Source organism: Azospirillum brasilense (assembly GCF_007827815.1).
GTDB lineage: Bacteria > Pseudomonadota > Alphaproteobacteria > Azospirillales > Azospirillaceae > Azospirillum > Azospirillum brasilense_C.
On the sequence record NZ_VITH01000008.1, the window covers coordinates 212930 to 232391 of the forward strand.

22 protein-coding genes are annotated in these 19462 nt (G+C 67.7%); 9 read left to right on the forward strand and 13 right to left on the reverse strand.

Annotated features, from left to right (window positions below; translation table 11 throughout):
- The first annotated feature begins 84 nt into the window (after positions 1 to 84).
- Positions 85 to 561 (forward strand): OsmC family protein, encoded by a 477-nt coding sequence (locus FBZ83_RS18170; RefSeq protein WP_145686574.1) that lies wholly within the window; start codon positions 85 to 87, stop codon positions 559 to 561.
- A gap of 35 nt (positions 562 to 596) precedes the next feature.
- Here the strand turns inward: FBZ83_RS18170 and FBZ83_RS18175 are convergent, their stop codons facing one another.
- The 3 genes from FBZ83_RS18175 to FBZ83_RS18185 form a co-directional block, all read right to left on the reverse strand.
- Positions 597 to 779 carry a hypothetical protein gene (locus tag FBZ83_RS18175; protein WP_038527592.1) on the reverse strand — a complete coding sequence of 61 codons (183 nt, stop codon included), beginning with the start codon at positions 777 to 779 and terminating at the stop codon, positions 597 to 599.
- Positions 779 to 955: a CsbD family protein gene (locus FBZ83_RS18180; protein WP_145686581.1), complete on the reverse strand. Its 177-nt coding sequence runs from the start codon at positions 953 to 955 to the stop codon at positions 779 to 781. The genes FBZ83_RS18175 and FBZ83_RS18180 overlap by 1 nt, the downstream gene beginning before the upstream one ends.
- A gap of 121 nt (positions 956 to 1076) precedes the next feature.
- Positions 1077 to 1490 carry an HIT family protein gene (locus FBZ83_RS18185; RefSeq protein ID WP_145686583.1) on the reverse strand — a complete coding sequence of 138 codons (414 nt, stop codon included), beginning with the start codon at positions 1488 to 1490 and terminating at the stop codon, positions 1077 to 1079.
- 455 nt (positions 1491 to 1945) lie between these two features.
- Here FBZ83_RS18185 and FBZ83_RS18190 point away from each other — a divergent pair, with 455 nt between their 5' ends.
- A complete protein-coding gene (locus tag FBZ83_RS18190; protein ID WP_145686585.1) occupies positions 1946 to 4555 on the forward strand; it encodes a glycosyltransferase family 2 protein in 2610 nt (869 codons plus the stop codon).
- Between the two features lie 127 nt (positions 4556 to 4682).
- Here the strand turns inward: FBZ83_RS18190 and FBZ83_RS18195 are convergent, their stop codons facing one another.
- A complete protein-coding gene (locus FBZ83_RS18195) occupies positions 4683 to 4910 on the reverse strand; it encodes a hypothetical protein (protein ID WP_145686593.1) in 228 nt (75 codons plus the stop codon).
- Between the two features lie 297 nt (positions 4911 to 5207).
- Here FBZ83_RS18195 and FBZ83_RS18200 point away from each other — a divergent pair, with 297 nt between their 5' ends.
- Both FBZ83_RS18200 and FBZ83_RS18205 read left to right on the forward strand, forming a co-directional pair.
- Positions 5208 to 6002, forward strand: a complete 795-nt coding sequence (locus FBZ83_RS18200; protein WP_114856882.1) for a Crp/Fnr family transcriptional regulator — start codon at positions 5208 to 5210, stop codon at positions 6000 to 6002.
- 233 nt (positions 6003 to 6235) lie between these two features.
- Positions 6236 to 6649 carry a response regulator gene (locus FBZ83_RS18205; protein WP_145686610.1) on the forward strand — a complete coding sequence of 138 codons (414 nt, stop codon included), beginning with the start codon at positions 6236 to 6238 and terminating at the stop codon, positions 6647 to 6649.
- 25 nt (positions 6650 to 6674) lie between these two features.
- Here the strand turns inward: FBZ83_RS18205 and FBZ83_RS18210 are convergent, their stop codons facing one another.
- On the reverse strand, positions 6675 to 7382 hold the full coding sequence (locus tag FBZ83_RS18210) for a Crp/Fnr family transcriptional regulator (protein WP_145686621.1): 708 nt from the start codon (positions 7380 to 7382) through the stop codon (positions 6675 to 6677).
- 186 nt (positions 7383 to 7568) lie between these two features.
- On the opposite strand from FBZ83_RS18210, the gene FBZ83_RS18215 reads away from it, so the two are divergent.
- Positions 7569 to 7982 carry a hypothetical protein gene (locus FBZ83_RS18215; protein ID WP_114856885.1) on the forward strand — a complete coding sequence of 138 codons (414 nt, stop codon included), beginning with the start codon at positions 7569 to 7571 and terminating at the stop codon, positions 7980 to 7982.
- Here the strand turns inward: FBZ83_RS18215 and FBZ83_RS18220 are convergent.
- Both FBZ83_RS18220 and FBZ83_RS18225 read right to left on the reverse strand, forming a co-directional pair.
- Entirely contained in the window at positions 7954 to 8493 is a 540-nt protein-coding gene (locus FBZ83_RS18220; RefSeq protein WP_145686629.1) for an isoprenylcysteine carboxyl methyltransferase family protein, read from the reverse strand. The genes FBZ83_RS18215 and FBZ83_RS18220 overlap by 29 nt on opposite strands.
- Positions 8494 to 8504: 11 nt before the next feature.
- The gene (locus FBZ83_RS18225; RefSeq protein ID WP_145686640.1) at positions 8505 to 9554 is read right to left on the reverse strand and encodes a type III polyketide synthase; all 1050 of its coding nucleotides are present in this window, start codon (positions 9552 to 9554) and stop codon (positions 8505 to 8507) included.
- Positions 9555 to 9720: 166 nt separating this feature from the next.
- Between FBZ83_RS18225 and FBZ83_RS18230 the strand changes: the two genes are divergently transcribed.
- The gene (locus FBZ83_RS18230) at positions 9721 to 10446 is read left to right on the forward strand and encodes a DUF502 domain-containing protein (protein ID WP_145686651.1); all 726 of its coding nucleotides are present in this window, start codon (positions 9721 to 9723) and stop codon (positions 10444 to 10446) included.
- A gap of 14 nt (positions 10447 to 10460) precedes the next feature.
- Here the strand turns inward: FBZ83_RS18230 and FBZ83_RS18235 are convergent, their stop codons facing one another.
- From FBZ83_RS18235 to cobU, 5 genes are all read right to left on the reverse strand, one after another.
- Positions 10461 to 11450: a hypothetical protein gene (locus FBZ83_RS18235; protein WP_145686656.1), complete on the reverse strand. Its 990-nt coding sequence runs from the start codon at positions 11448 to 11450 to the stop codon at positions 10461 to 10463.
- A 452-nt stretch (positions 11451 to 11902) separates the two neighbouring features.
- Positions 11903 to 13984, reverse strand: a complete 2082-nt coding sequence (recG, locus tag FBZ83_RS18240; protein WP_145686658.1) for an ATP-dependent DNA helicase RecG — start codon at positions 13982 to 13984, stop codon at positions 11903 to 11905.
- Between the two features lie 376 nt (positions 13985 to 14360).
- Positions 14361 to 15836, reverse strand: a complete 1476-nt coding sequence (locus tag FBZ83_RS18245) for a cobyric acid synthase (RefSeq protein WP_145686659.1) — start codon at positions 15834 to 15836, stop codon at positions 14361 to 14363.
- A gap of 3 nt (positions 15837 to 15839) precedes the next feature.
- Positions 15840 to 16466, reverse strand: a complete 627-nt coding sequence (gene cobO / locus FBZ83_RS18250; RefSeq protein WP_145686661.1) for a cob(I)yrinic acid a,c-diamide adenosyltransferase — start codon at positions 16464 to 16466, stop codon at positions 15840 to 15842.
- Positions 16463 to 16987 carry a bifunctional adenosylcobinamide kinase/adenosylcobinamide-phosphate guanylyltransferase gene (gene cobU / locus FBZ83_RS18255; RefSeq protein WP_145686663.1) on the reverse strand — a complete coding sequence of 175 codons (525 nt, stop codon included), beginning with the start codon at positions 16985 to 16987 and terminating at the stop codon, positions 16463 to 16465. The genes cobO and cobU overlap by 4 nt, the downstream gene beginning before the upstream one ends.
- Positions 16988 to 17146: 159 nt before the next feature.
- On the opposite strand from cobU, the gene FBZ83_RS18260 reads away from it, so the two are divergent.
- From FBZ83_RS18260 to FBZ83_RS18270, 3 genes are all read left to right on the forward strand, one after another.
- Positions 17147 to 18142 (forward strand): extracellular catalytic domain type 1 short-chain-length polyhydroxyalkanoate depolymerase, encoded by a 996-nt coding sequence (locus FBZ83_RS18260; protein WP_247888352.1) that lies wholly within the window; start codon positions 17147 to 17149, stop codon positions 18140 to 18142.
- Positions 18143 to 18228: 86 nt separating this feature from the next.
- Positions 18229 to 18504, forward strand: coding sequence for a hypothetical protein (locus FBZ83_RS18265; RefSeq protein ID WP_145686665.1), 276 nt, complete (start codon positions 18229 to 18231; stop codon positions 18502 to 18504).
- A gap of 65 nt (positions 18505 to 18569) precedes the next feature.
- Positions 18570 to 18962, forward strand: coding sequence for a hypothetical protein (locus FBZ83_RS18270; protein ID WP_145686666.1), 393 nt, complete (start codon positions 18570 to 18572; stop codon positions 18960 to 18962).
- 33 nt (positions 18963 to 18995) lie between these two features.
- Here the strand turns inward: FBZ83_RS18270 and FBZ83_RS18275 are convergent, their stop codons facing one another.
- The gene (locus tag FBZ83_RS18275) at positions 18996 to 19454 is read right to left on the reverse strand and encodes a hypothetical protein (protein WP_145686668.1); all 459 of its coding nucleotides are present in this window, start codon (positions 19452 to 19454) and stop codon (positions 18996 to 18998) included.
- Between the last annotated feature and the right edge of the window lie 8 nt (positions 19455 to 19462).

The window sequence follows — 19462 nt, forward strand, 5'->3', positions numbered from 1 at the left end:
GCCCTCCCGCTTTTTTTATGGCCCGTTTTCTTTTCAGCACCATTGTTCGCGGTTACCCTCCCGGAAACACCTCCGGAGGGACCAATGTCAGGGCGCGAACACCGGTACGACACGACGGTCACCTGGACGGGCAACCAGGGAAGCGGAACCGCTGGCTACAAAGCCTACAGCCGTGACCTCGAGATCATGGCCCCCGGCAAGCCGCCGATCCCCGGCTCGTCCGACCCGGCCTTCCGCGGCGATCCCGCGCGCTACAATCCCGAGGACATGCTCGTGGCCTCGCTCTCGGCCTGCCACATGCTGTGGTACCTGCACCTGTGCGCGGTGAACGGCGTCACGGTGACCGCCTACAGCGACCCGGCGAGCGGCACCATGGCGGAGGACGCCTCCGGCGGCGGCCGCTTCACTGAGGTGGTCCTGCGCCCGCAGGTCACGCTGGCCGCCGGCAGCGATTCCGCGAAGGCCGTGGCCCTGCACCATGAGGCCCACGAGAAGTGCTTCATCGCCAACTCGGTCACCTTCCCGGTGCGGGTCGAGGCGCAGATTACCGGCGAGGGCTAAAGAAAAACCCCCTCCCGGTTGGGAGGGGGCGATTCCTAGTCCCGCAAGCTCTTCTTCTTGATATCGGGCTTCTCGCCCAATTCGTCGAACTTCTCCTGGACCGGCTTGTCGGGGTCGCCCGAGGCCTGCCCGGTTTCCTCGATGAGCTTGTCCTCGATCCGCTGGGCGGCGTCGGACGGGGCATCGTCCTTGCGATGCCCCCGCTCCTCCGTGCCCATCACTTGTCGCCTTTGAGGATGTCCTTCACCTTGCCGACGACCTTGTCCAGCTTGCCTTCGGCCTTGTCGGCGCGGCCCTCGTCCTTCAGATCCTGATTGCCGGTCAGGTCGCCGGCCTGCTTCTTGACTTCGCCCTTCAGCTCCTTGCCGGCACCCGTGATGCGATCGGTGTTCATGGTGCCCTCTCCTTTGATCGGTGAATGTTTCAGGGAGCATAAACAGGGCAGTCTGCGAAACGTCACGCCTCCGCTTGGCCGCAAAGGGAGAGGGAGCCGTCGCGTTCGGTTTCGCCGGGCCTCACTTTTGGCCCAACCCTGCCCCGATCTTTCGGATAAGGCTGTCCCGCTCCTCCGGGCTGTAGCGCTCCGCGAAGCCCGACCCCCACACCGGCCCCGGCCACGCCGGGTCCTCCTTGGAGCGGGCAATGACATGGATATGAAGCTGCGGAACCAGATTGCCCAGAGCCCCGACGTTGATCTTGTCCGGGCTGAACAGGGTTTCCAGCGTGCGCGACGCCCGGGCGATCTCGTCCACCAGCCGGTGCTGGTCCTCACGGGGCAGTTGGTGGATCTCCGTCAGATCATGCCGGGCGGGGACCAGGATCAGCCATGGCCACACCCGGTTGTCCATCAGGAGGACGCGGCACAGCGGCCATTCGGCGATCGGGGCGGTATCGGCCTGCAAACGGTCGTGCAGATGGAACATCGTCATGGGGTCCCGTGTCTTTCCTGTGCTGTCTTCCCTTCGGCCCGTAAGGTCTTCCTTGCGGCGTCCGCGGAAGAAAACGCCCACGTGGCGCGTTCGTCCAGAGGGGCCTTCGTCCAATGGGGATTGCCGCCGCTGCAGGTCTGGGCACCGGCGCGTCGGAGTGGGAATGGTTGCGGGACTGGGAAAAATGTATAAACTGCCGCACGATCTTTATTCGGTCCGGTGATGTTCCGGTCGGAGGCGTTCGGTCCTCCGGCTTATACGGATCGCGCGGCGGATTGAGGCGTGTCCTGCAACCAGGGTGGTGGGTTCGGGTGTTCGGTCCGAAGGCGGTGTCGGGGCGGCGAGTCCCCCTGCGTGCCGGCCCGGTGGAACCCCTTCGCTGAATTGAAAGATGCCCGGCCGGGGCGGACCAAGCCAGGACGGCCGGCAGACGTTTGGGACAAAGAAAGACGGTCATGCGCAAGTCGGCGATCGCGGCTCTTCTTCTCGTGATCCTGGGCAACATCGGAGTCTGGGCGCTGTGGAACCGCCCCGTCGCCGAACGGTCCTGGGGCGGCGCCATCAGCGGCGTCGGTTACACGCCCTTCCACCCGGACAAGAGCCCGTCCAAGGGCGACAAGGCCTCGGCGGAGGACATCGAGAAGGACATGAAGGCCCTGGAGGGGTCAGTCAAGGGCGTGCGCATCTACTCCACCACCGACGGGTCGGAGCAGACGGCGCCCATCGCCCGCAAGTACGGGATTCCGATCACCGCGGGCGCCTGGATCGCCGGCAAGCCGGAGATCGACGAGCCGGAGATCAACGGCCTGATCAAGCTGGCGCGCGACAACAACAACGTCCGCCGCGTCCTGGTCGGCAACGAGGCGATCCTGCGCGCCGACATCACCGTTCCGCAGGCCATCGAATACATCAAGCGGGTGAAGAAGAAGGTCAACGTCCCGGTCTCCACCGCGGAGCCGTGGCACGTCTGGCTGGAGCATCCGGAACTGGCCGACGCGGTGGACTTCCTGGCCGTCCATCTGCTGCCCTACTGGGAAGGCGTGCCCGCCGACCAGTCGGTCGATTACGCCATGTTCCGCTACAACGAGCTGAAGACCAAGTTTCCGAACAAGCACATCCTGATCTCGGAAATCGGCTGGCCGGCCGACGGCCCGTGGCGCCGCGGCGCCGAGGCGAGCCAGGTCAACCAGGCCAAGTTCATCCGCACCTTCCTGAACGTCGCGGCGCAGAACAAGCTCGACTACTTCATCATGGAAGCCTTCGACCAGCCCTGGAAGCGGGAGATCGAAGGCACCGCCGGCACCAGCTGGGGCCTGTGGGACGCGTGGCGCAAGCCGAAGTTCCCGATGATCGGCGAGGTGACGGAGCTGCGGAACTGGCCGCTGCTCTGCGGCATCTCCATCGCGGTGGGCTTCCTGCCGCTCGTCTTCTTCCTGTGGCGCCGCGGCGGCGACCTGAAGTTCGGCGGGCAGGTCTTCTACGGCGCGATGATCCAGGGCGTGTCGTCGGTTCTGGTCTTCACCTTCACGGCGGCCAGCGTCGCCGGCCTCGCCACCACCACGGAAATCGCCTGGGGCATCCTGGTCTTCTGCCAGCTCGTCCTGCTCGCGGTCATGCTGATCGACGGGCTGGAGCTGACCGAGGTCGTCTGGCAGGACCGCTTCAAGCGCAAGTTCCAGCCCTGCTCGGCCGCGCCCCTGCCCAACGCGCCGAAGGTCTCCATCCATGTGCCCTGCTACAACGAGCCGCCGCACATGGTCATGGAGACTCTGGACGCGCTGGCCCGGCTGGACTACCCGAACTACGAGGTCCTGCTGCTCGACAACAACACCAAGGACCCGGCAGTGTGGCGCCCGGTCGAGGAGTACTGTCGCAAGCTGGGGCCGAAGTTCCGCTTCTTCCACCTGGACAACTGGCCGGGCTTCAAGGCCGGCGCGCTGAACTTCGGCCTCGCCCAGACGGCGCCGGACGCCCAGCACATCGCCGTCATCGACAGCGACTATCAGGTCCATCCAGACTGGCTGAAGGCGACCATCCCGCACTTCGACCGGCCCGAGGTCGGCTTCGTGCAGTCGCCGCAGGATTACCGGGACTGGAGCCACGACCTGTTCCAGCGGATGATCAACTGGGAATACGCTGGCTTCTTCCACATCGGCATGATTCAGCGCAACGAGCGCAACGCGATCATCCAGCACGGCACCATGACCATCATCCGCAAGTCGGCGCTGGAGGAGGTCGGCCGCTGGGGCGAGTGGTGCATCACCGAGGACGCCGACCTCGGCCTGCGCCTGTTCGAGCACAAGTACGAAGCCGTCTACATGCCGGAGAGCTACGGCAAGGGCCTCGTCCCCGACAGCTTCTCCGCCTACAAAACGCAGCGCTTCCGCTGGGCCTACGGCGCCGTGCAGATCCTCAAGCATCACTGGCGCGACCTGCTGCCGGGCGGCCCGCGCCTGACCGCTGGGCAGAAGTACCATTTCATCACCGGCTGGCTGCCCTGGTTCGCCGACGCCGCCCACATGATCTTCGGCATCGCCGGCATCATCTGGTCGATCGGCCTGCTCGCCTTCCCGAAATATTTCGAGTTTCCGCCCAGCGTCTTCATGATCCCGACGCTCAGCGTCTTCGCCTTCAAGGTCGGCGCCTCGCTCTGGCTGTACGAGGCGCGGGTGAAGTGCGGATTCTGGGACAAGGTGGGGGCGGCCATCGCCGGCATGGCGCTGACCCACACGGTCGGCCGTGCCATGTGGCTGGGCATGCTCACCTCTGGACGTCCCTTTGTCCGCACGCCGAAGTGCGAGAACCAGCCGGCGCTGATGCAGGCCTTCCTGATGGCGCGGGAGGAGATCGCGCTGCTGCTGGGCCTGTGGGGCGCCGCTCTGGCCATCGTGCTGGTGTTCGGCCACGAGAACCGCGACGCCTTCATGTGGTCGGGCCTGCTGGTCGTGCAGTCCCTGCCCTACCTGTCGGCCTTCATCACGGCGCTGATCAATGCGTTCCCGAACATCGGGTTGGGCAAGCAGCGTCCGCAGCCGACCGAAACCGCCGGGGCCGGAGCGGACTGACCGCTCCCAACCGTCGCACGGCGAAACGAAGAGAGCCCCGCCAGTCGATGGCGGGGCTCTCTTCGTTTTGTCGATGCGGCTGATCGCCCGACTGGCTGATCGCCCGTCCGGCCCGCCCCACGCTTGCTCAGTCCTGGGAACCGCTGTCCGCCATCTGGCCGACCGCAATTTGCGCCGACGCGGGATGGGTGGCGTTCACCTGGATCATCAGGCGCTCGACAATCTGCAGCGCCAAACGATGCAGATTGGGGTCCTCGACCTTCGGATCGCGATTCTGGTGGGCAGCGGCGGCGTCCTCAAGCGCGGCATGCGCTTCCTCGAGCCGTAGAACCCCGCGCTCCACCAGTGCGAGCATAAGTGATTCACAAATCGAGAGGGCAGCCAGTCCCGCCGCATCCCGCTCCGCCGCCATGCCGCCCCCCGCACTGATCTGTTACCACCGCCGGCCGTTCAAAACCCCATACGGCCAATGCCACCAACAGTTTTGTATATGATCCCTCACCTGTCCGGTCGAGAAAATCTAAGCCCCATTAACCTATGTTATAGATGGTTTTATCGTTTGGCTTAATCGTTCGAGGCCGCCCGGAATTGGGCTGGCAGTGGCACTCGCTTCGGGGCCATAACAATTGGACGATCAAAGGCTGGAACAGAAATGACCCGCGCCCAGGCCAACATACCTTCATCTCCACTGGGGCGCAAGATAACGAGTTACATGAGCTTGACAGATGAGGAGAAGAACTTCCTCAACGAATTGGAGCGCAATGTTACCAGGCACGGCTCGCGATCCGATCTTCTTCAGCAGGGGGAACGCTACGGTTGCGTGCGGGTGATGCGCAAAGGTTGGGCAATCCGTCACAAGGCGCTTCCCGATGGGCGGCGGCAGGTGGTCAATTTTGTCCTGCCAGGGGACATCATCGGCTTTTACTGCAACCTCTTCGAGACGGCCGACCATGGCGTCACCACTCTGACTCCCGCTGAAGTGGCAAACTTCCAGCCGGAACGCATCATTGAACTGTTCAAGCTCTTCCCGCGTCTGGCCGCCGCCCTTGCCTGGTCTGGCGCCAAGGAAGAGGCGATCATCGCCGAACGGCTGCTCAGCGTCGGCCGCCGCACCGCGCTGGAACGCACCGCCCATTTGATCGTGGAGTTGCTGCGGCGGCTGAGCATCGTCGGGCTGGTCGAGGAAGGGCGCTTCACCCTGCCGGTCACCCAGGAGATCCTGGCCGACGCGCTGGGGCTCAGCATCGTTCACATCAACCGGACGCTCCGCCGGCTGCGCGACATCGGGCTGATCGACCTGGCGGGCCAGCAGATCACCGTCCACGACGTGAAGCAACTCGCCTCCGTCGGCCAATTCGACGAGTTGTACCTCCACCTGATCCAGGCGCCCAAACAGCTGGAGCACGCGCTGGACGCCAAGTCCGACCGCAAGCGCGCGGGGGACTGACCCGATCGTCGCACCCCGAAGATATCCTCTTCCGATTAACCTATGACAATGCAGTGGTGCGCTGTTCGATATAGAATCTAAATTGCCTGCTCAGATAATTGAGTGAACCGATCACCGAGCGGACAGCGGCCACCCCGCCCCGGTTTTCCCGAACAGGCCGGACGAGGGGTATCGGGCATCCGGCATCGCCGTCCTGTGTTTCACTGGTCCCCCGCTGTTCATTTGGATACCGCATGACCGACGCCCCCCTCGCCGGCCGATCCACAAGCTCCGGCACACTGACGGTCGCCCTCATGGAGGACGACATGGTGCTGTGCCTGTGCATGGAAACCCTGTTCGAGGACTGGGGCATGCAGCTGGTCAGCGCCCCGACCCCCGCCGCTCTCCTGGACGCGCTGAACGGCGGGGCTCCCCCCGACATCCTGGTCGCCGACTATCATCTGGGGCGGCACGGCAAGGCTCCTGAGTCGGTGCGGACGGTGCTGGCGGACCTCGGCCCCGCCCTCCCCGTCATCATCACCACCGGGGACGAGTCCGCGGCCACCCAGGCGGAAATCCGCGATGCCGGCTGGTATTTCCTTCCCAAGCCCTATGATCCCGAATCGCTCCGCGCCCTGATCCTCACCGTTCTGGAGCGCGCCGACTGAGTCGCCGGTTCCGGACGAAGCCCCGTCAGGCCCCGGACCGGACATCCTCCACCAGAGCTTCCAACCGATGCAGGTCGTGGACGACCAGCGCGTCGGCCCGGCGCTCCACCAGCCCATCGCGGGCGAGGTCGTTCAGCACGCGGGCGACCGTCTCGCGGGCGGTGCTGACCCGGCTGGCGATGTCGGCATGGACGGGGATCGGCGCGATCACCGCCGTCCGCCCGTCCACCTGCGCCCGCTTGGCGAGCCGCAGCAATTCGGCGTGGACGCGGTTGTTGGCGCCCAGCGTCGACAGCTCCATCACCCGGTCGGTGGCGATGCGGACGACCCGGCACAGCCGCCGCATCACCGCCATGGCGAGGTCCGGATGGCCGGACACCAAGTCCTGAAAGGGCCGGGGCGCCAGGAAGGCGATCAGCGTCCCTTCCTCCACCGCCACCGCGGAGGCCGAGCGGGGAAGCCCGTCGATGGCCGCCATCTCGCCCAGGAATCCGCCGGCCTCGATGTCGTCGAAGCTGATCTCGCGGCCCGCCGGCGAATGGCTCAGCACCCGCACGCGCCCGTCGACCACCAACGCCACATCCCGCGTGTCTCCCTGATGGTCGATGATCTGCTCGTTCGCATGGAAACGGCGCCAGCGGCACAGGCGCGCCACGGCGGCGCGCTCCTCCGCGGACAGCGGGCTCAGCAGCGTGATTCCATCCAGCCGGGACGGTCCAGCGTCGGCGGGCACGGCGTCTCCTTGATCGTTGGCGCGGTCGTCAGTTGCTGCCAGGCGGCAGCCTGTGGTCGTGGACGGGCAGAATAGCCGGGGCTGCGCAAAGGTGGAACCTCCTCCCTCCGACGGGTATCGCTAACGTCCCGTTAACCCTGAAGGCGGCAGAACGGATGGGACGCGCCCACCGGAATTGAGAGAGCCATGTCGTTCCAACTGCCCTCCGGCCCCGTTCCCCGCAGCCTGATCCCCAACGCCGGCCGCGTGGATTCGCAGCGCCTGCTGTCGGTCGTCGCCATTCCTTTCGCCGCGGCCATCGCCATGGCGACCGCCGTGGCGGCCATGGGCGGCGTGACCGACCCCATCGCCGAGGCCGGCGGGCCGATGTACTTCGTCCTGAACTTCGTGAAGTTCTGCTATCTGGCCGTCTCGATGGCCCATCTCTCCGGCGCCCTGGCGGAGCGCGCCAACGGCGGCCTGCCCGCCGGCCTGTGGCTGGACGAGATGGACCGCGAGGAGCCGGAGCCCCGCGAATCCTTCTGGCACGCCTTCCCCAACCATCTCGACGGGGCGGCCATCGCCGGCTGCGTCACGATGCTGTGCTTCCTGCTGACCTGAGCGTGCGCCGTCCGGACAGCGCGCCATCCTCGACACGGATGCGGTGCAGGGTCAAAGGCACGTTCAGCAGCGTCGCCAGCACCGCGATCCACCACGCCCCGAAGACCAGGGGCAGAACGGCCAATTCCCCCGCCACCACCAAGTAGTTGGGGTGGCGGACCCAGCGGAACGGCCCGCGCCGCACCAGCGGCGCGCCGGGCAGGGTGATGATGCGGGTGGTCCAGAACCGCCCCAGCGTGGCGATCACCCAGACCCGCCCGGCCTGCAGCAGAACAAACAGGGCGAGCAGCCAGCCGTTGATCGGCGCGTCCGCCGGCACGACGGCGAACAGCAGCGCCAGCCAGCCGGCGTGCAGCCCGACGAACAGCGGGTAATGGGCGGCCCCGACCTCCTGCGCGCCTTTGGCCAGCAGCCGGCGCGTGTTGCGTTGGGCGACCACGAGTTCGCCCAGGCGCTGGGCCGCGACGAGCAGCAAAACGACGTGGGGCCAGCCCAGCGGCAGCGTCTCCATTCCCAAAGCTCCTAGAGGTCGATCTGGGCCAGCGCCGCGGTGAAGCCGGGGCCGAGCGCGCTCGTCAGATGGGGGCCGCGGGCACCGGAGGCGATGCGCCGCTCCAGCACGAACATCACGCTGGCCGCCGACATGTTGCCGCAGCGGCGCAGCACCGCCCAGGCGTCGTCCAGCCCGGCGGACACCGGGGCGCAAACCTCCTCCAGGGCGTGCAGCACTTTGGCGCCGCCGGGATGGACGATCAGCCCGGCGAGGTCACCGCGGGCCAGCCGCCGCCGCTCCAGAAATCCGTCGAGCACTGGCTCGAGCCGGCTGCGGATCAGCGCCGGGATGCTCTGGCTGAAGATCACGCCGAGGCCGTCATCCTCGACCCGCCAGCCCATCACGTCCTGCGTTCCCGGCCAGGTGTGCTCCGCCCCATCGACGAGGCGCGGCCCTTCCCCTTCCGCATCGGCGCGCAGCACCGCCGCGGCGGCACCGTCCGCGAACAGGGCGCTGGCGACCACGTTGGTCGGTGTCGCCTCGGCCGACCGGAAGGCCAGCGTGCAGAGTTCCACCACCAGGAACAGCACCGTCCGCCCCACCATCGCCTGGGCGATCTGCCCGGCGCGGGTCAGCCCCAGCACGCCGCCGGCGCAACCCAACCCGAACAGCGGCAGCCGCACCGTGTCGGGTCGGAAGCCCATGCGCTCCAGCAGCAACGCCTCCAGGCTGGGCGTTGCGATGCCGGTGGTCGAGGCGCAGACGATGGCGTCCACGTCCTGCGGCTTCAGGCCGGCATGGGCCAGCGCCCGCCCCGCCGCCTCTTCCAGCAAGGCCAGGGCACCCTCCCGGAAAGCGGCGGTGCGCTCCGGCCAGCCGCGCGGCTCCATGTACCAGTCGATGGGCATGACAGCGTGGCGGGTTTCGATGCCGGTGTTGGCGAAGACCGGCACCAGCCGTTCGAAGTCGCGCATCCGCGGCCCGAAGACGGCGCGCGCGACGCCGAGCGCCTCGTCCTGGCCGAGACGATGGGGCGGCAGAGCCGTGGCGAGCGAAAGGATGCGGGGGGTATGGGTCATTCTCAGCGATGTGATGCGCGCGGGGGTGGCGGACCAGCCCCCCGGAGGGGGTTCCTTCGCATTCTCCCCGGCGACTCTTTCCCGCCGTCCGATACGTCGTTGTGGATTGAGCAGGAGCCATGTCCTGTATCACTATAGCGGGCGTCGGATTTTCGGGGGTGGGGCGGTGGATCGGAACGAGCAGGACAGCCAGAGCGCGGCGGACGAGAGCACGTCCCACCGGCCCGCCGGCATCGGGCTGACGGGGCGGCTGCGCGCCTATTTCCTGGCGGGCGTTCTGGTAACGGCGCCGATCGCGGTCACGGTCTATCTCGGCTGGTGGCTGCTGGCCTTCATCGACGGGCATGTGCGCCCGCTGATCCCCTCCGCCTACAATCCCGAGAATTACCTGCCCTTCTCGATCCCCGGCATCGGGGTGCTGACGCTGATCATCGTGCTGACCCTGATCGGCGCCTTCGCCGCCGGCTATGTCGGGCGCTTGGTCGTGCGCATCGGCGAGGGCGTGGTGGAGCGCATGCCGGTCGTCCGCTCCGTCTACGGGGCGGTGAAGCAGATCGTCGAGACGGTGCTCGCCAAGAAGTCCAAGGCCTTCCGCGAGGTGGTGCTGGTGGAGTTCCCGCGCCACGGCATGTGGTCGCTGGGCTTCATCACCGGCGGCGCCCATCCGGAGATCCAGAAGATCTCCGAAGAGGAGATGGTCCACGTCTTCATCCCCTGCGCCCCGCCGACCGCCGGCTATCTGGCGATCCTGCCGCGGCGCGAGGTCACCGTTCTCGACATGACGGTGGAGGACGGGCTGAAACTGGTGATGTCCGGCGGCATCGTCACCCCGCCCGACCGCAAGCCCCCGCCGCAGCTTCACAAGCTGGATCGGGAGCGCAAAAGCGCCTGACCGGTGCGTGTCCCTCAGTAGCTCACCCGGATGCCTTCGCGGTATTGGCGGCCGGCTTTCGCGTTTTCAAAGGGATCGCGCCCGCTCTTGACCTGCGCTTCCAACGCCGCCTTGACCTCTTCGCTGATTTGAATCCTCTGGCCCATGGCCGGAGCGTCCGTCCTTCCCTGCGGTGCGGGCAAGGAGATCGACGGAAAGACCGATTCATCGGCGGAGAATTCACGGTCCTGCGCAACCGTATGGCTGGAGGGCTGCCCCGTCCGCTCGGCAATCAGAGATGCCGCGTCCCGCTCTCCGAGGGAGCGAAGGGCCCTGTCGATGGACGACAGATCCACGCCGGCGTCCTTCAACTTGTAGGCCGCATCGCCTTCCTTGCGTGTGTACGCCATCCGCGAATCGACGGGCTGCGTCAGACTGAAGCTCTGGAATGGGTCCAGGACTATACGTTGACCATTGGATTGCGCTCGCAGCAGAGCTGGGTTGGTGCTCTGCGCCATCAGCGAGGCTGAAATCTCGCCATACGATTCCGGCCCGCCCTGCCCACGCTGATCCAACAAGGACAGCTTTGCCATAAGCTCTTCCCGCTTCGCACTGGTGGCGCTCAAAGCCTTCCTGAAATCGTCCGGCGTGGTGCCGTCGTTGGAGAAAAGGGCGGCGTTCTCATTGTGAGCCATGCGGAACGTCGCCGAGTAGGCCGTGCGCCGGGACTCCTTGAGCCGCTGCTTCAGCGCGTTGTGGACGTCCTCGCCGGTCAGCTTGCCGCTGTCGACCAGCGACGACAGCTGCGTCCGTGTTTCGGCGGACAGCGCATTGAACGCCATCAAGGATTCATCACGCAAGGAGGAGGCCAGAGGGCTCAACGACACAGTGTCGGTAAGTCCGGCAGCGCCCGTTGCCACCCCTGCCCCGGTTCCATGCGTCGACGAAACAGCGGGGGGCGGAACCGGAGACGTTGCGCGCTGGGTCGATCCGCTGACGGGAGAGGAGACATCGGAAATGATCATGGTCGCGTTCCTCGACTGCGGAGAACCAAATCACTGCGCCATCCCACACAGCCACGGCCCGAAGCCAATCGGTTCCAGGTTGACCATGCATTTCCAAGCCACCACACAAGGCGGTGGCGAACGAAGATTGGCAGTCAGCGCATTTCTCAATTGCAGAAAACGGAGAATGACGACCAAATCGTAGATCGAGGAAACGATAAAATCAAGACAAACATTCAGCTACATTAGATGATTAGATTTCCAATCATTACCGATCTAACTATTTTTAATAACCCCAAAAAGCAGAACACTAAAATAAAAGAGCATCACTCACACAGAAAGACATACAATTACCATTTCTATTTAAAAATATGAGCCGAAAATACAGTCGATCAATATGAAATAGTAAAAAAACTTCGTAACGCCAAAAAATTGGCTAATTCTGATTGAATATGTACTCCTTTAAGGATCGCTCACCCCGACCGCAACGTCTTGGCCGCCGCGTCCCGTTCGAACAGGTACAGCAACGTTCGCAGCGCCTGACCGCGCTCGCCGGCCAGATCGGGATCACGATCCACGATCAGCTTCGCGTCGTCGCGGGCCGCCGCCAGCAGGTCGCCGTGCACCGCCAGATCGGCCATGCGGAACTCCGGCAGGCCTGACTGGCGGGTGCCCAGCACCTCGCCGGCGCCGCGCAGCCGCAAATCCTCCTCGGCGATGACGAAGCCGTCCTCGGTGTCGCGCATCGTCTTCAGCCGGGCGCGCGCCGTCTCGGTCAGTTGCGGGTCGAACATCAGCAGGCAGGAGGACGGCTTTTCGCCGCGCCCCACCCGGCCGCGGAGCTGGTGAAGCTGGGCGAGGCCGAAGCGCTCGGCGTGCTCGATCACCATGACGGTGGCCTCGGGCACGTTCACGCCGACCTCGATGACCGTGGTGGCGACCAGGACGTCCAGGTTTCCGGCCTGGAAGGCGGCCATCACCGCGTCCTTGTCCGGCCCGCGCATCTTGCCGTGGACCAGCCCCACCCGGTCGCCGAAGGTGGCGCGCAGGAAGGCATGGCGCTCCGTCGCGGCGGCGAGGTCGGTCTGTTCCGATTCGTCGACCAGGGGGCAGACCCAATAGACCCGCGCGCCCTCCTGCACCTTGCGGTGGATGCCGTGCACCACCTCCTCCAGCCGGTCGAGCGCGATGGTCACGGTCTGGATCGGCTTGCGCCCCGCCGGCTTCTCGGTCAGGCGCGACACGTCCATGTCGCCGTAGGCGGTCAGGGTCAGCGTGCGCGGGATCGGCGTCGCCGTCATCACCAGCACGTCCACCGCCCGCCCCTTGGCGGAAAGCTGGAGCCGCTGGTGGACGCCAAAGCGGTGCTGCTCGTCGATCACCGCCAGGGCGAGGTCCTTGAAGGCGACGTCCTCCTGGAACAGCGCGTGGGTGCCGACCAGCAGCGGCAGTTCGCCCGAGGCCAGCCGGTCCAGCACCGCCTGCCGCGCCTTGCCCTTGTCGCGCCCGGTCAGCAGGGCGAGGTCCACCCCCGCCGCCTTGCACAGCGGGGCGAGGCTTTCGGCGTGCTGGCGGGCCAGGATCTCGGTCGGCGCCATCAGGGCGGCCTGATGACCGGCCTCCACCGCGTTCAGCATCGCCATCAGCGCGACCACCGTCTTGCCGCTGCCGACGTCGCCCTGGAGCAGGCGCAGCATCCGCCGCTCCGCCGCCATGTCCTCGTAGATCTCCGCAAGGGATGTGGCCTGGGAGTTGGTCAGCGAGAAGGGCAGCGCCGCGGCCACCTTGGCGCGCAGCCGCCCGTCGCCCTGGATGACGCGGCCCGACAGGCGGCGCTGCTGGATGCGGACCAGCGTCAGGGCGAGCTGGTTCGACAGCAGTTCGTCATAGGCCAGCCTGCGGCGGATCGGGTTGGTCGGGGCTAGGTCGGCCTCGTCCTCCGGCGTGTGGGCGCGGCGGATCGACTCGTGCCACGTCGGCCAGCCGTTGCGCGACCGCCACGCCGCGTCCTGCCATTCCGGCAGCTCCGGCACGTCGGTCAGCATGGCGCGCACGGCCTTGCGCAGCGTCTTGGCCGGAAGCCCGGCGGTCATCGGATAGACCGGCTCCACCGCCTCGATCTCGTCCTTCGATTCCAGCGGCACCACGGCGTCGGGGTGGGTGATCTGCGGCGTGTCGTGGAACCACTCCACCTTGCCGGACACCACCACCGTCTTGCCGACCGGCATCTGCCGTTCCAGCCAATCGCCCTTCACATGGAAGTAGATCAGCTCCAGCACGCCCGTCTCGTCGGTGCAGCGGACCTTGTAGGGGTGGCGGGAATTGTGCGGAGCGGCGTGCGAATCGATGCGCACCGTCATGGTGGCGATCCGCCCGTTCGGCGCCTCGGCGATCTTCGGGGCGTAGCGACGGTCGATGACGCCGCAAGGCAGGTGCCACAGCAGGTCCACGACCTGCGGACCGGCCAGCTTTTCGACGAGCTTGCCCAGCCGGGGACCGAGGCCGGGGAGCGCCGTCACCGGGCGGAACAGGGGGAAGAGAACGACGGGACGCACGGGAATGGTGTCTCGGCAGGGGGGAGCGACGGGGCCTGTGGCACCCATTCAAGCCCGCCGAGGGGGCTCCGCGTCAAGCGCGGCGGTTTGCCGAGGATGGCTGGGAGGGGAAAAGAAGACGGCGGTGTGCAAGGGGTTTGGGGGGAAGCCTGGGCGGGGGACGCCGATCCAAGGCAAAAACCCGATGCACACCGCCGCAAGAAACGATCCGAGGGTATGCGGGAACATTCCGGATCGTGTGTGGCCGGCGGCGGGAACCGCCGGTGGATGACTCGCCAGTAATCAAACGTCGTCAATGACTGTAGTTCTAGCGCCCTCCGCCTGACCCCAGCGTTGCGGGATCATGAAATCGGTTTCATGAAACGCCCGCCTTCCATCACCGCGCCGCGGCCAGCAGAGCATCGATGTCCACATGCTCCTCCAGCCGTACGGCGATGCGGTCGAGCGCCTGTTCGACCGTCGCGGCGTAGGATTGGCCGGACGTCTCGCCGCCCAGCCCCGCCAGGAAGGCGGCGCGGAAGCCGTCCGCTCCGAACAGGCCATGCAGGTAGCAGCCCATCACCCGCCCGTCGGCGGACACGGCCCCGTCCGTCCGCCCGTTTGCCAGGGTCAGCATCGGGCGGGAGCGGTCCGCCCCCTCCGTGCGGCCCATGTGCATCTCGTAGCCGGCGACCGCGGCCCCGGTGGCGGTCTCCACCCCGCTCGCCTCCTCCAGCACTTTCGGCCCCTTCAGCACGGTGTCGACCTCCAGCAGGCCCAGCCCCTCGGCCTCCCCCGGCGGTCCCTCGATGCCGTCCGGATCGGCGATTCGCCGGCCGAGCATCTGGTAGCCGCCGCAGATGCCCAGAACCCGACCGCCGCGCCGGCGATGGGCGGCGAGATCGACGTCCCAGCCCTGGGCGCGCAGCACCGCCAGATCGGCGATGGTCGCCTTGCTGCCCGGCAGGATGACCAGATCGGCGTCACCCGGCAGCGGCTGGCCGCGCGGCACCATGGACAAGGCGACGTCCGGCTCCTGGGCCAGCGGGTCGAAATCGTCGAAGTTGGCGATGCGCGACAGCATCGGCACGGCGACGCGCAGCCGCCCCCCGGCGCGGGTCTTCCAGGTGTCCAGCGCCACCGCGTCCTCCGCCGGCAGCAGGGCGGCGTCGGCCAGCCAGGGCACCACGCCGAAGCTCGGCCAGCCCGTGCGCTCGGCGATGACCGACAGGCCGCCGTCGAACAGCCGCACGTCGCCGCGGAACTTGTTGATGAGGAAGCCGGCGACCAGCGCCCGCTCCTCCGGCGGGATCAGGGCGTGGGTGCCGACGAGGCTGGCGATCACCCCGCCGCGGTCGATGTCACCGACCAGCACCACCGGCACGCCCGCCGCGGTGGCGAATCCCATGTTGGCGATGTCGCCGGCCCGCAGATTGACCTCGGCCGGGCTGCCCGCCCCCTCGACCACCACCACGTCGGCCTCGGCCTTCAGCCGCTCGAAGCTGTCGAGCACGGTGGGGAGGAGCTGCCCCTTGCGCGACTGGTAGTCGCCGGCCCGCGCCGTGCCCGCCACGACGCCGCGCACCACCACCTGGGAGCCGACGTCCGACTGCGGCTTCAGCAGCACCGGGTTCATGTGGACCGACGGCGCCACCCCGCAGGCCCGCGCCTGGAGCGCCTGGGCGCGCCCGATCTCGCCGCCGTCGGCGGTGACGGCGGCGTTGTTGGACATGTTCTGCGGCTTGAAGGGCCGCACGGTCAGGCCGCGGCGCACCAGCGCCCGGCACAGCCCGGCCACCAGCAGCGACTTGCCGACGTCGGACCCGGTGCCCTGAAGCATGATCGCGCGCGGGGGCGTCTTCGCTGCGGCCATGGCTCAGAACTCGATGCCCGGCTGGGCCTTGATGCCCGCCTGGAAGGGGTGCTTGACCAGCGTCATCTCGGTCACGAGATCGGCGGCCTCGATCAGCTCCGGCTTGGCGGTGCGGCCGGTGACCAGCACATGCAACCCCTCGCGCCGCCCGGTCAGCACCGGCAGCACCTCCTCGACCGGCAGGTAGCCCATGCGCAGGACGATGTTCAGCTCGTCGAGCACGACGAGGCTGTATTGGGGGTCGGCCATGAGTTCCTGCGCCTTGGCCCAGGCGGCCTTGGCGGCGGCGATGTCGCGCTCGCGGTCCTGGGTCTCCCAGGTGAAGCCCTCACCCATCGTGAAAAAGTCCACGAGGTCGTCGAATCGCTCCAACGCCACCGTCTCGCCGGTGGACCAGGCGCCCTTGACGAACTGCACCACCCCAACCCGCATGCCATGCCCGGCGGCGCGCAGGATCAGGCCGAAGGCGGCGGTGGACTTGCCCTTGCCGTTGCCGGTGTTGACCATCAGCAGGCCCTTCTCCTGGGTCTTGCTGGCCACCACCCGGTCGTGCAGCGCCTTGCGCCGCTTCATCTTTTCGGCGTGGCGCGCGTTCTGATCGTCAAGCTTCTGGTCGGCATCTTCGGTCATGGCGTCTCTCCCTTCAGCAGCAGCGGCAGCCCGGCGGCAACGAAGGCCACCCGATGGGCCACGGCGGCGATGTCCTGATGCAGCCGCCCCGCATGGTCGCGGAAGCGGCGGGCCAGCGCATTGTCCGGCACGATGCCCAGCCCCACCTCGTTGGAAACCAGCACCACCCGCCCCTCCACACCGGCCAAGGCGGCCAGCAGATCGGCGGCGCGGGCGGGCACGTCGGCCTCGGCCATCATCAGGTTGGACAGCCACAGCGTCAGGCAATCGACCAGCACACCCGTTCCGACACCGGCGTGGCGGCGCAGCGCGCCGGGCAGGTCGAGCGGCTCCTCCACCGTCGTCCAGCCGGGGCCGCGGTCGTCCTGGTGACGGGCGACCCGGTCGGCCATCTCGGCGTCCCAGATCTGGGCGGTGGCAATGTAGACCCGCGGGCCGGGCGACGCGGTCACCAGTCCCTCGGCGTAGCGGCTCTTGCCGGAGCGGGCGCCGCCCAGGACCAGGGTGATGTCGGTGCTCATGACGGTCGGGCCACCTTGACGCCTATGGGGGGCTTTGCGGAACCGGATGGTTAGCGCAGTTGGAGCCCCGGCGCAAACCGCCATGCCGGTTGTCCTCCGCCACCTCCGTCCCGTACCATCCGCCGCCGTCCTTCCCAAATCACCCCGGAGCCGCCGACCGTGACCGACACCAACCGGCCCCGCCCGGCCCTGGCCCGCGCCGCCGCGTTCCTCCGCCGCCTGACCGGAAAGCTGTTCCGCCGCGGCGCGCCCGTTCCCCCGCCCCCGCCGAAACCGGGGTCCCTGGCGGAACCGATGGACTCCGGGGTCTTCACCGGCGACTCCGGCTCGCTTGCCTACCGGCTGTTCGTGCCGAAGGGAGCCGCGACGGCACCGCGTCCGCTGCTGGTCATGCTGCACGGCTGCACCCAGTCGCCGGAGGACTTCGCCGTCGGGACCCGCATGAACCGGCTGGCCGCAGAGGCCGGCTGCCTCGTCCTCTATCCGGCGCAGACTCCCGCGGCGAACGACAAGAAGTGCTGGAACTGGTTCAACCCCGACCACCAGCGCCGCGAGCGCGGCGAACCGGCGCTGATCGCCGGAGCGACCCGGCAGGTCGTGGCGGAACAAGGGGCCGACCCGCAGCGCGTCTACGTCGCCGGAATTTCGGCGGGCGGCTCCGCCGCGATGGTCCTGGCGACCACCTATCCCGACCTGTTCGCCGCGGTGGGTGTCCATTCCGGCTTGCCCTACGGCTCGGCGACCGGCGTTCCGTCCGCCCTGTTGGCGATGAAGGCCGGCTCCTCGCCCGGCCAGCGCCCGGCGGCCGGGGCGCCGGTGGTTCCGGCCATCGTCTTCCATGGCGACGCGGACAAGGTCGTGCACCCGCGCAACGCCGATCATGTGATGGCCCAGGCCACCGCCAACGCGGAGGGGCTGACCGCGACGACCGCGGACGGACAGGTCCCCGGCGGGCGCGGCTTTACCCGCACCATCCACAAGGACCGCGAGGGAGCGACGCTGTTCGAGCAGTGGACCGTCCACGGCAGCGGCCACGCCTGGTCCGGCGGCAGCCAGGGCGGCAGCTACACCGACCCGCAGGGGCCGGACGCCGCGCGGGAGACGCTGCGCTTCCTCCTGTCCCACCGGCACGCGGACCGCGCAACAAGCGCGTGAGTCCGTGGTTACCACTTTTGCACAGCCGAATTCGCGTTGCCCGTGCCATAAGTTCTGTCAGCACCCACCAGCCCATCGATCCGGCCATGCGCGTCCCCGCTTTCCGCCCCGCTGCCTTCGGCGCCCTCGCGCTGTGCCTGTCGGCGTGGCCGACGGTCCAGGCCGCCAACGTCTCCGCCGGGCAGGCCGAGGCGAAGGAGGCCGCGAAGTCGCTGGGCAACTGCACGCCCGCCAAGGTGGAGGTGATGAGCTACGTCACCGGCCGCTCCGGTCAGACGGTGTTCAAGGTGGGCTGCACCGAGGACAAGGACACCTTCGTGCTGGTGCAGTGCCGGTCGCGAATCTGCACGCTGCTGCGTTGATTCACGGCTTTTTAATGAGGTTCGCCTGGAATCGGACTCGAACACGGGACGGGGTGCAAGGGGTGATGAGGCTCGCTCGGTCAATCGCGCTGCTGGCGCTGGCGGCCCTTCCGCTCGGCGCCTGCAGCGGCCCGATGATGGTCGCCAGCGCCGGCGCCGATCTCGTCTCCATCACCAGCACCAAGAAGACGCTCGGCGACCATCTGGTGTCCGCGGCGACCGGGCGCGACTGCTCCTCGGTGTCCTTCTCCGAGTCCGGGGTTTATTGTCCGGAGAAGGTCTACGTCGACCGCTCCCGCCTCTATTGCTATAAGACGCTGGCCGACGTGGATTGCCACCACATCCCCGACCCGCACCGCAACGGCCACACCGCCCTGGCGAGCCCGCCGCCGGACATTCGTCCGGAGCCGCGGCAGCCGGGCTGGATCGAGCGGATGATGACCACGGCGGAGCAGTAAGCCCGGCGGAGCCCCCCCCCCCCGCGTCGGTCCTCAGCGCATCTTCTTCGCCACGAAGGCCTTGGCGAGGGTCATCATCGCCTTTTCATGGGTGACGCCGCCCTGCCCGCCCTTGCCGGCGGGAACCACCATGGTGGCCGACTTGACCGGAGCGGGCGCGCCGGCGCGGCCACGCGGCGCCGGTGCGTCCTCTCCGGGATCGCGGCCAAGACGGCTCAGCACGTCGGCCAGCGCCTCCTTGCTCAGCGCCGAATCCGCGGAACCACGCGACCGGCCCGGCTGCGCGGGCGCGGACCGGCTGGGCGCCGACGGGCGGACGCCGCGCTCGATCGCCGCGGCGGCGATGGCCTTCAGAAAAGGCTGCGAAATGCCCAGCAGAAGCTGCGGGTCCTCGGCCGCCCAGGCCATCAGAAGCTTCTGCGCGGTCGCCCGGCTCCCCTTGGCCGCCACCAGCGCGTCGCGCACCTTGCCGTCCACATAGGAATTCGCCATTGCCACAC

Bases quoted from the DNA above. Each gene is read 5' to 3' on its own strand.
- FBZ83_RS18265 (WP_145686665.1), top strand. From the start codon at position 18,229: ATGCGCGTCCCCGCTTTCCGCCCCGCTGCCTTCGGCGCCCTCGCGCTG.
- FBZ83_RS18180 (WP_145686581.1), bottom strand. From the start codon at position 955: ATGAACACCGATCGCATCACGGGTGCCGGCAAGGAGCTGAAGGGCGAA.
- FBZ83_RS18185 (WP_145686583.1), bottom strand. From the start codon at position 1,490: ATGACGATGTTCCATCTGCACGACCGTTTGCAGGCCGATACCGCCCCG.
- FBZ83_RS18270 (WP_145686666.1), top strand. From the start codon at position 18,570: ATGAGGCTCGCTCGGTCAATCGCGCTGCTGGCGCTGGCGGCCCTTCCG.
- FBZ83_RS18245 (WP_145686659.1), bottom strand. From the start codon at position 15,836: ATGGCCGCAGCGAAGACGCCCCCGCGCGCGATCATGCTTCAGGGCACC.
- FBZ83_RS18190 (WP_145686585.1), top strand. From the start codon at position 1,946: ATGCGCAAGTCGGCGATCGCGGCTCTTCTTCTCGTGATCCTGGGCAAC.
- FBZ83_RS18205 (WP_145686610.1), top strand. From the start codon at position 6,236: ATGACCGACGCCCCCCTCGCCGGCCGATCCACAAGCTCCGGCACACTG.
- FBZ83_RS18220 (WP_145686629.1), bottom strand. From the start codon at position 8,493: ATGGAGACGCTGCCGCTGGGCTGGCCCCACGTCGTTTTGCTGCTCGTC.
- FBZ83_RS18235 (WP_145686656.1), bottom strand. From the start codon at position 11,450: ATGATCATTTCCGATGTCTCCTCTCCCGTCAGCGGATCGACCCAGCGC.
- cobU (WP_145686663.1), bottom strand. From the start codon at position 16,987: ATGAGCACCGACATCACCCTGGTCCTGGGCGGCGCCCGCTCCGGCAAG.
- FBZ83_RS18170 (WP_145686574.1), top strand. From the start codon at position 85: ATGTCAGGGCGCGAACACCGGTACGACACGACGGTCACCTGGACGGGC.
- cobO (WP_145686661.1), bottom strand. From the start codon at position 16,466: ATGACCGAAGATGCCGACCAGAAGCTTGACGATCAGAACGCGCGCCAC.
- FBZ83_RS18175 (WP_038527592.1), bottom strand. From the start codon at position 779: ATGGGCACGGAGGAGCGGGGGCATCGCAAGGACGATGCCCCGTCCGAC.
- FBZ83_RS18200 (WP_114856882.1), top strand. From the start codon at position 5,208: ATGACCCGCGCCCAGGCCAACATACCTTCATCTCCACTGGGGCGCAAG.
- FBZ83_RS18275 (WP_145686668.1), bottom strand. From the start codon at position 19,454: ATGGCGAATTCCTATGTGGACGGCAAGGTGCGCGACGCGCTGGTGGCG.
- FBZ83_RS18195 (WP_145686593.1), bottom strand. From the start codon at position 4,910: ATGCTCGCACTGGTGGAGCGCGGGGTTCTACGGCTCGAGGAAGCGCAT.
- FBZ83_RS18225 (WP_145686640.1), bottom strand. From the start codon at position 9,554: ATGACCCATACCCCCCGCATCCTTTCGCTCGCCACGGCTCTGCCGCCC.
- FBZ83_RS18215 (WP_114856885.1), top strand. From the start codon at position 7,569: ATGTCGTTCCAACTGCCCTCCGGCCCCGTTCCCCGCAGCCTGATCCCC.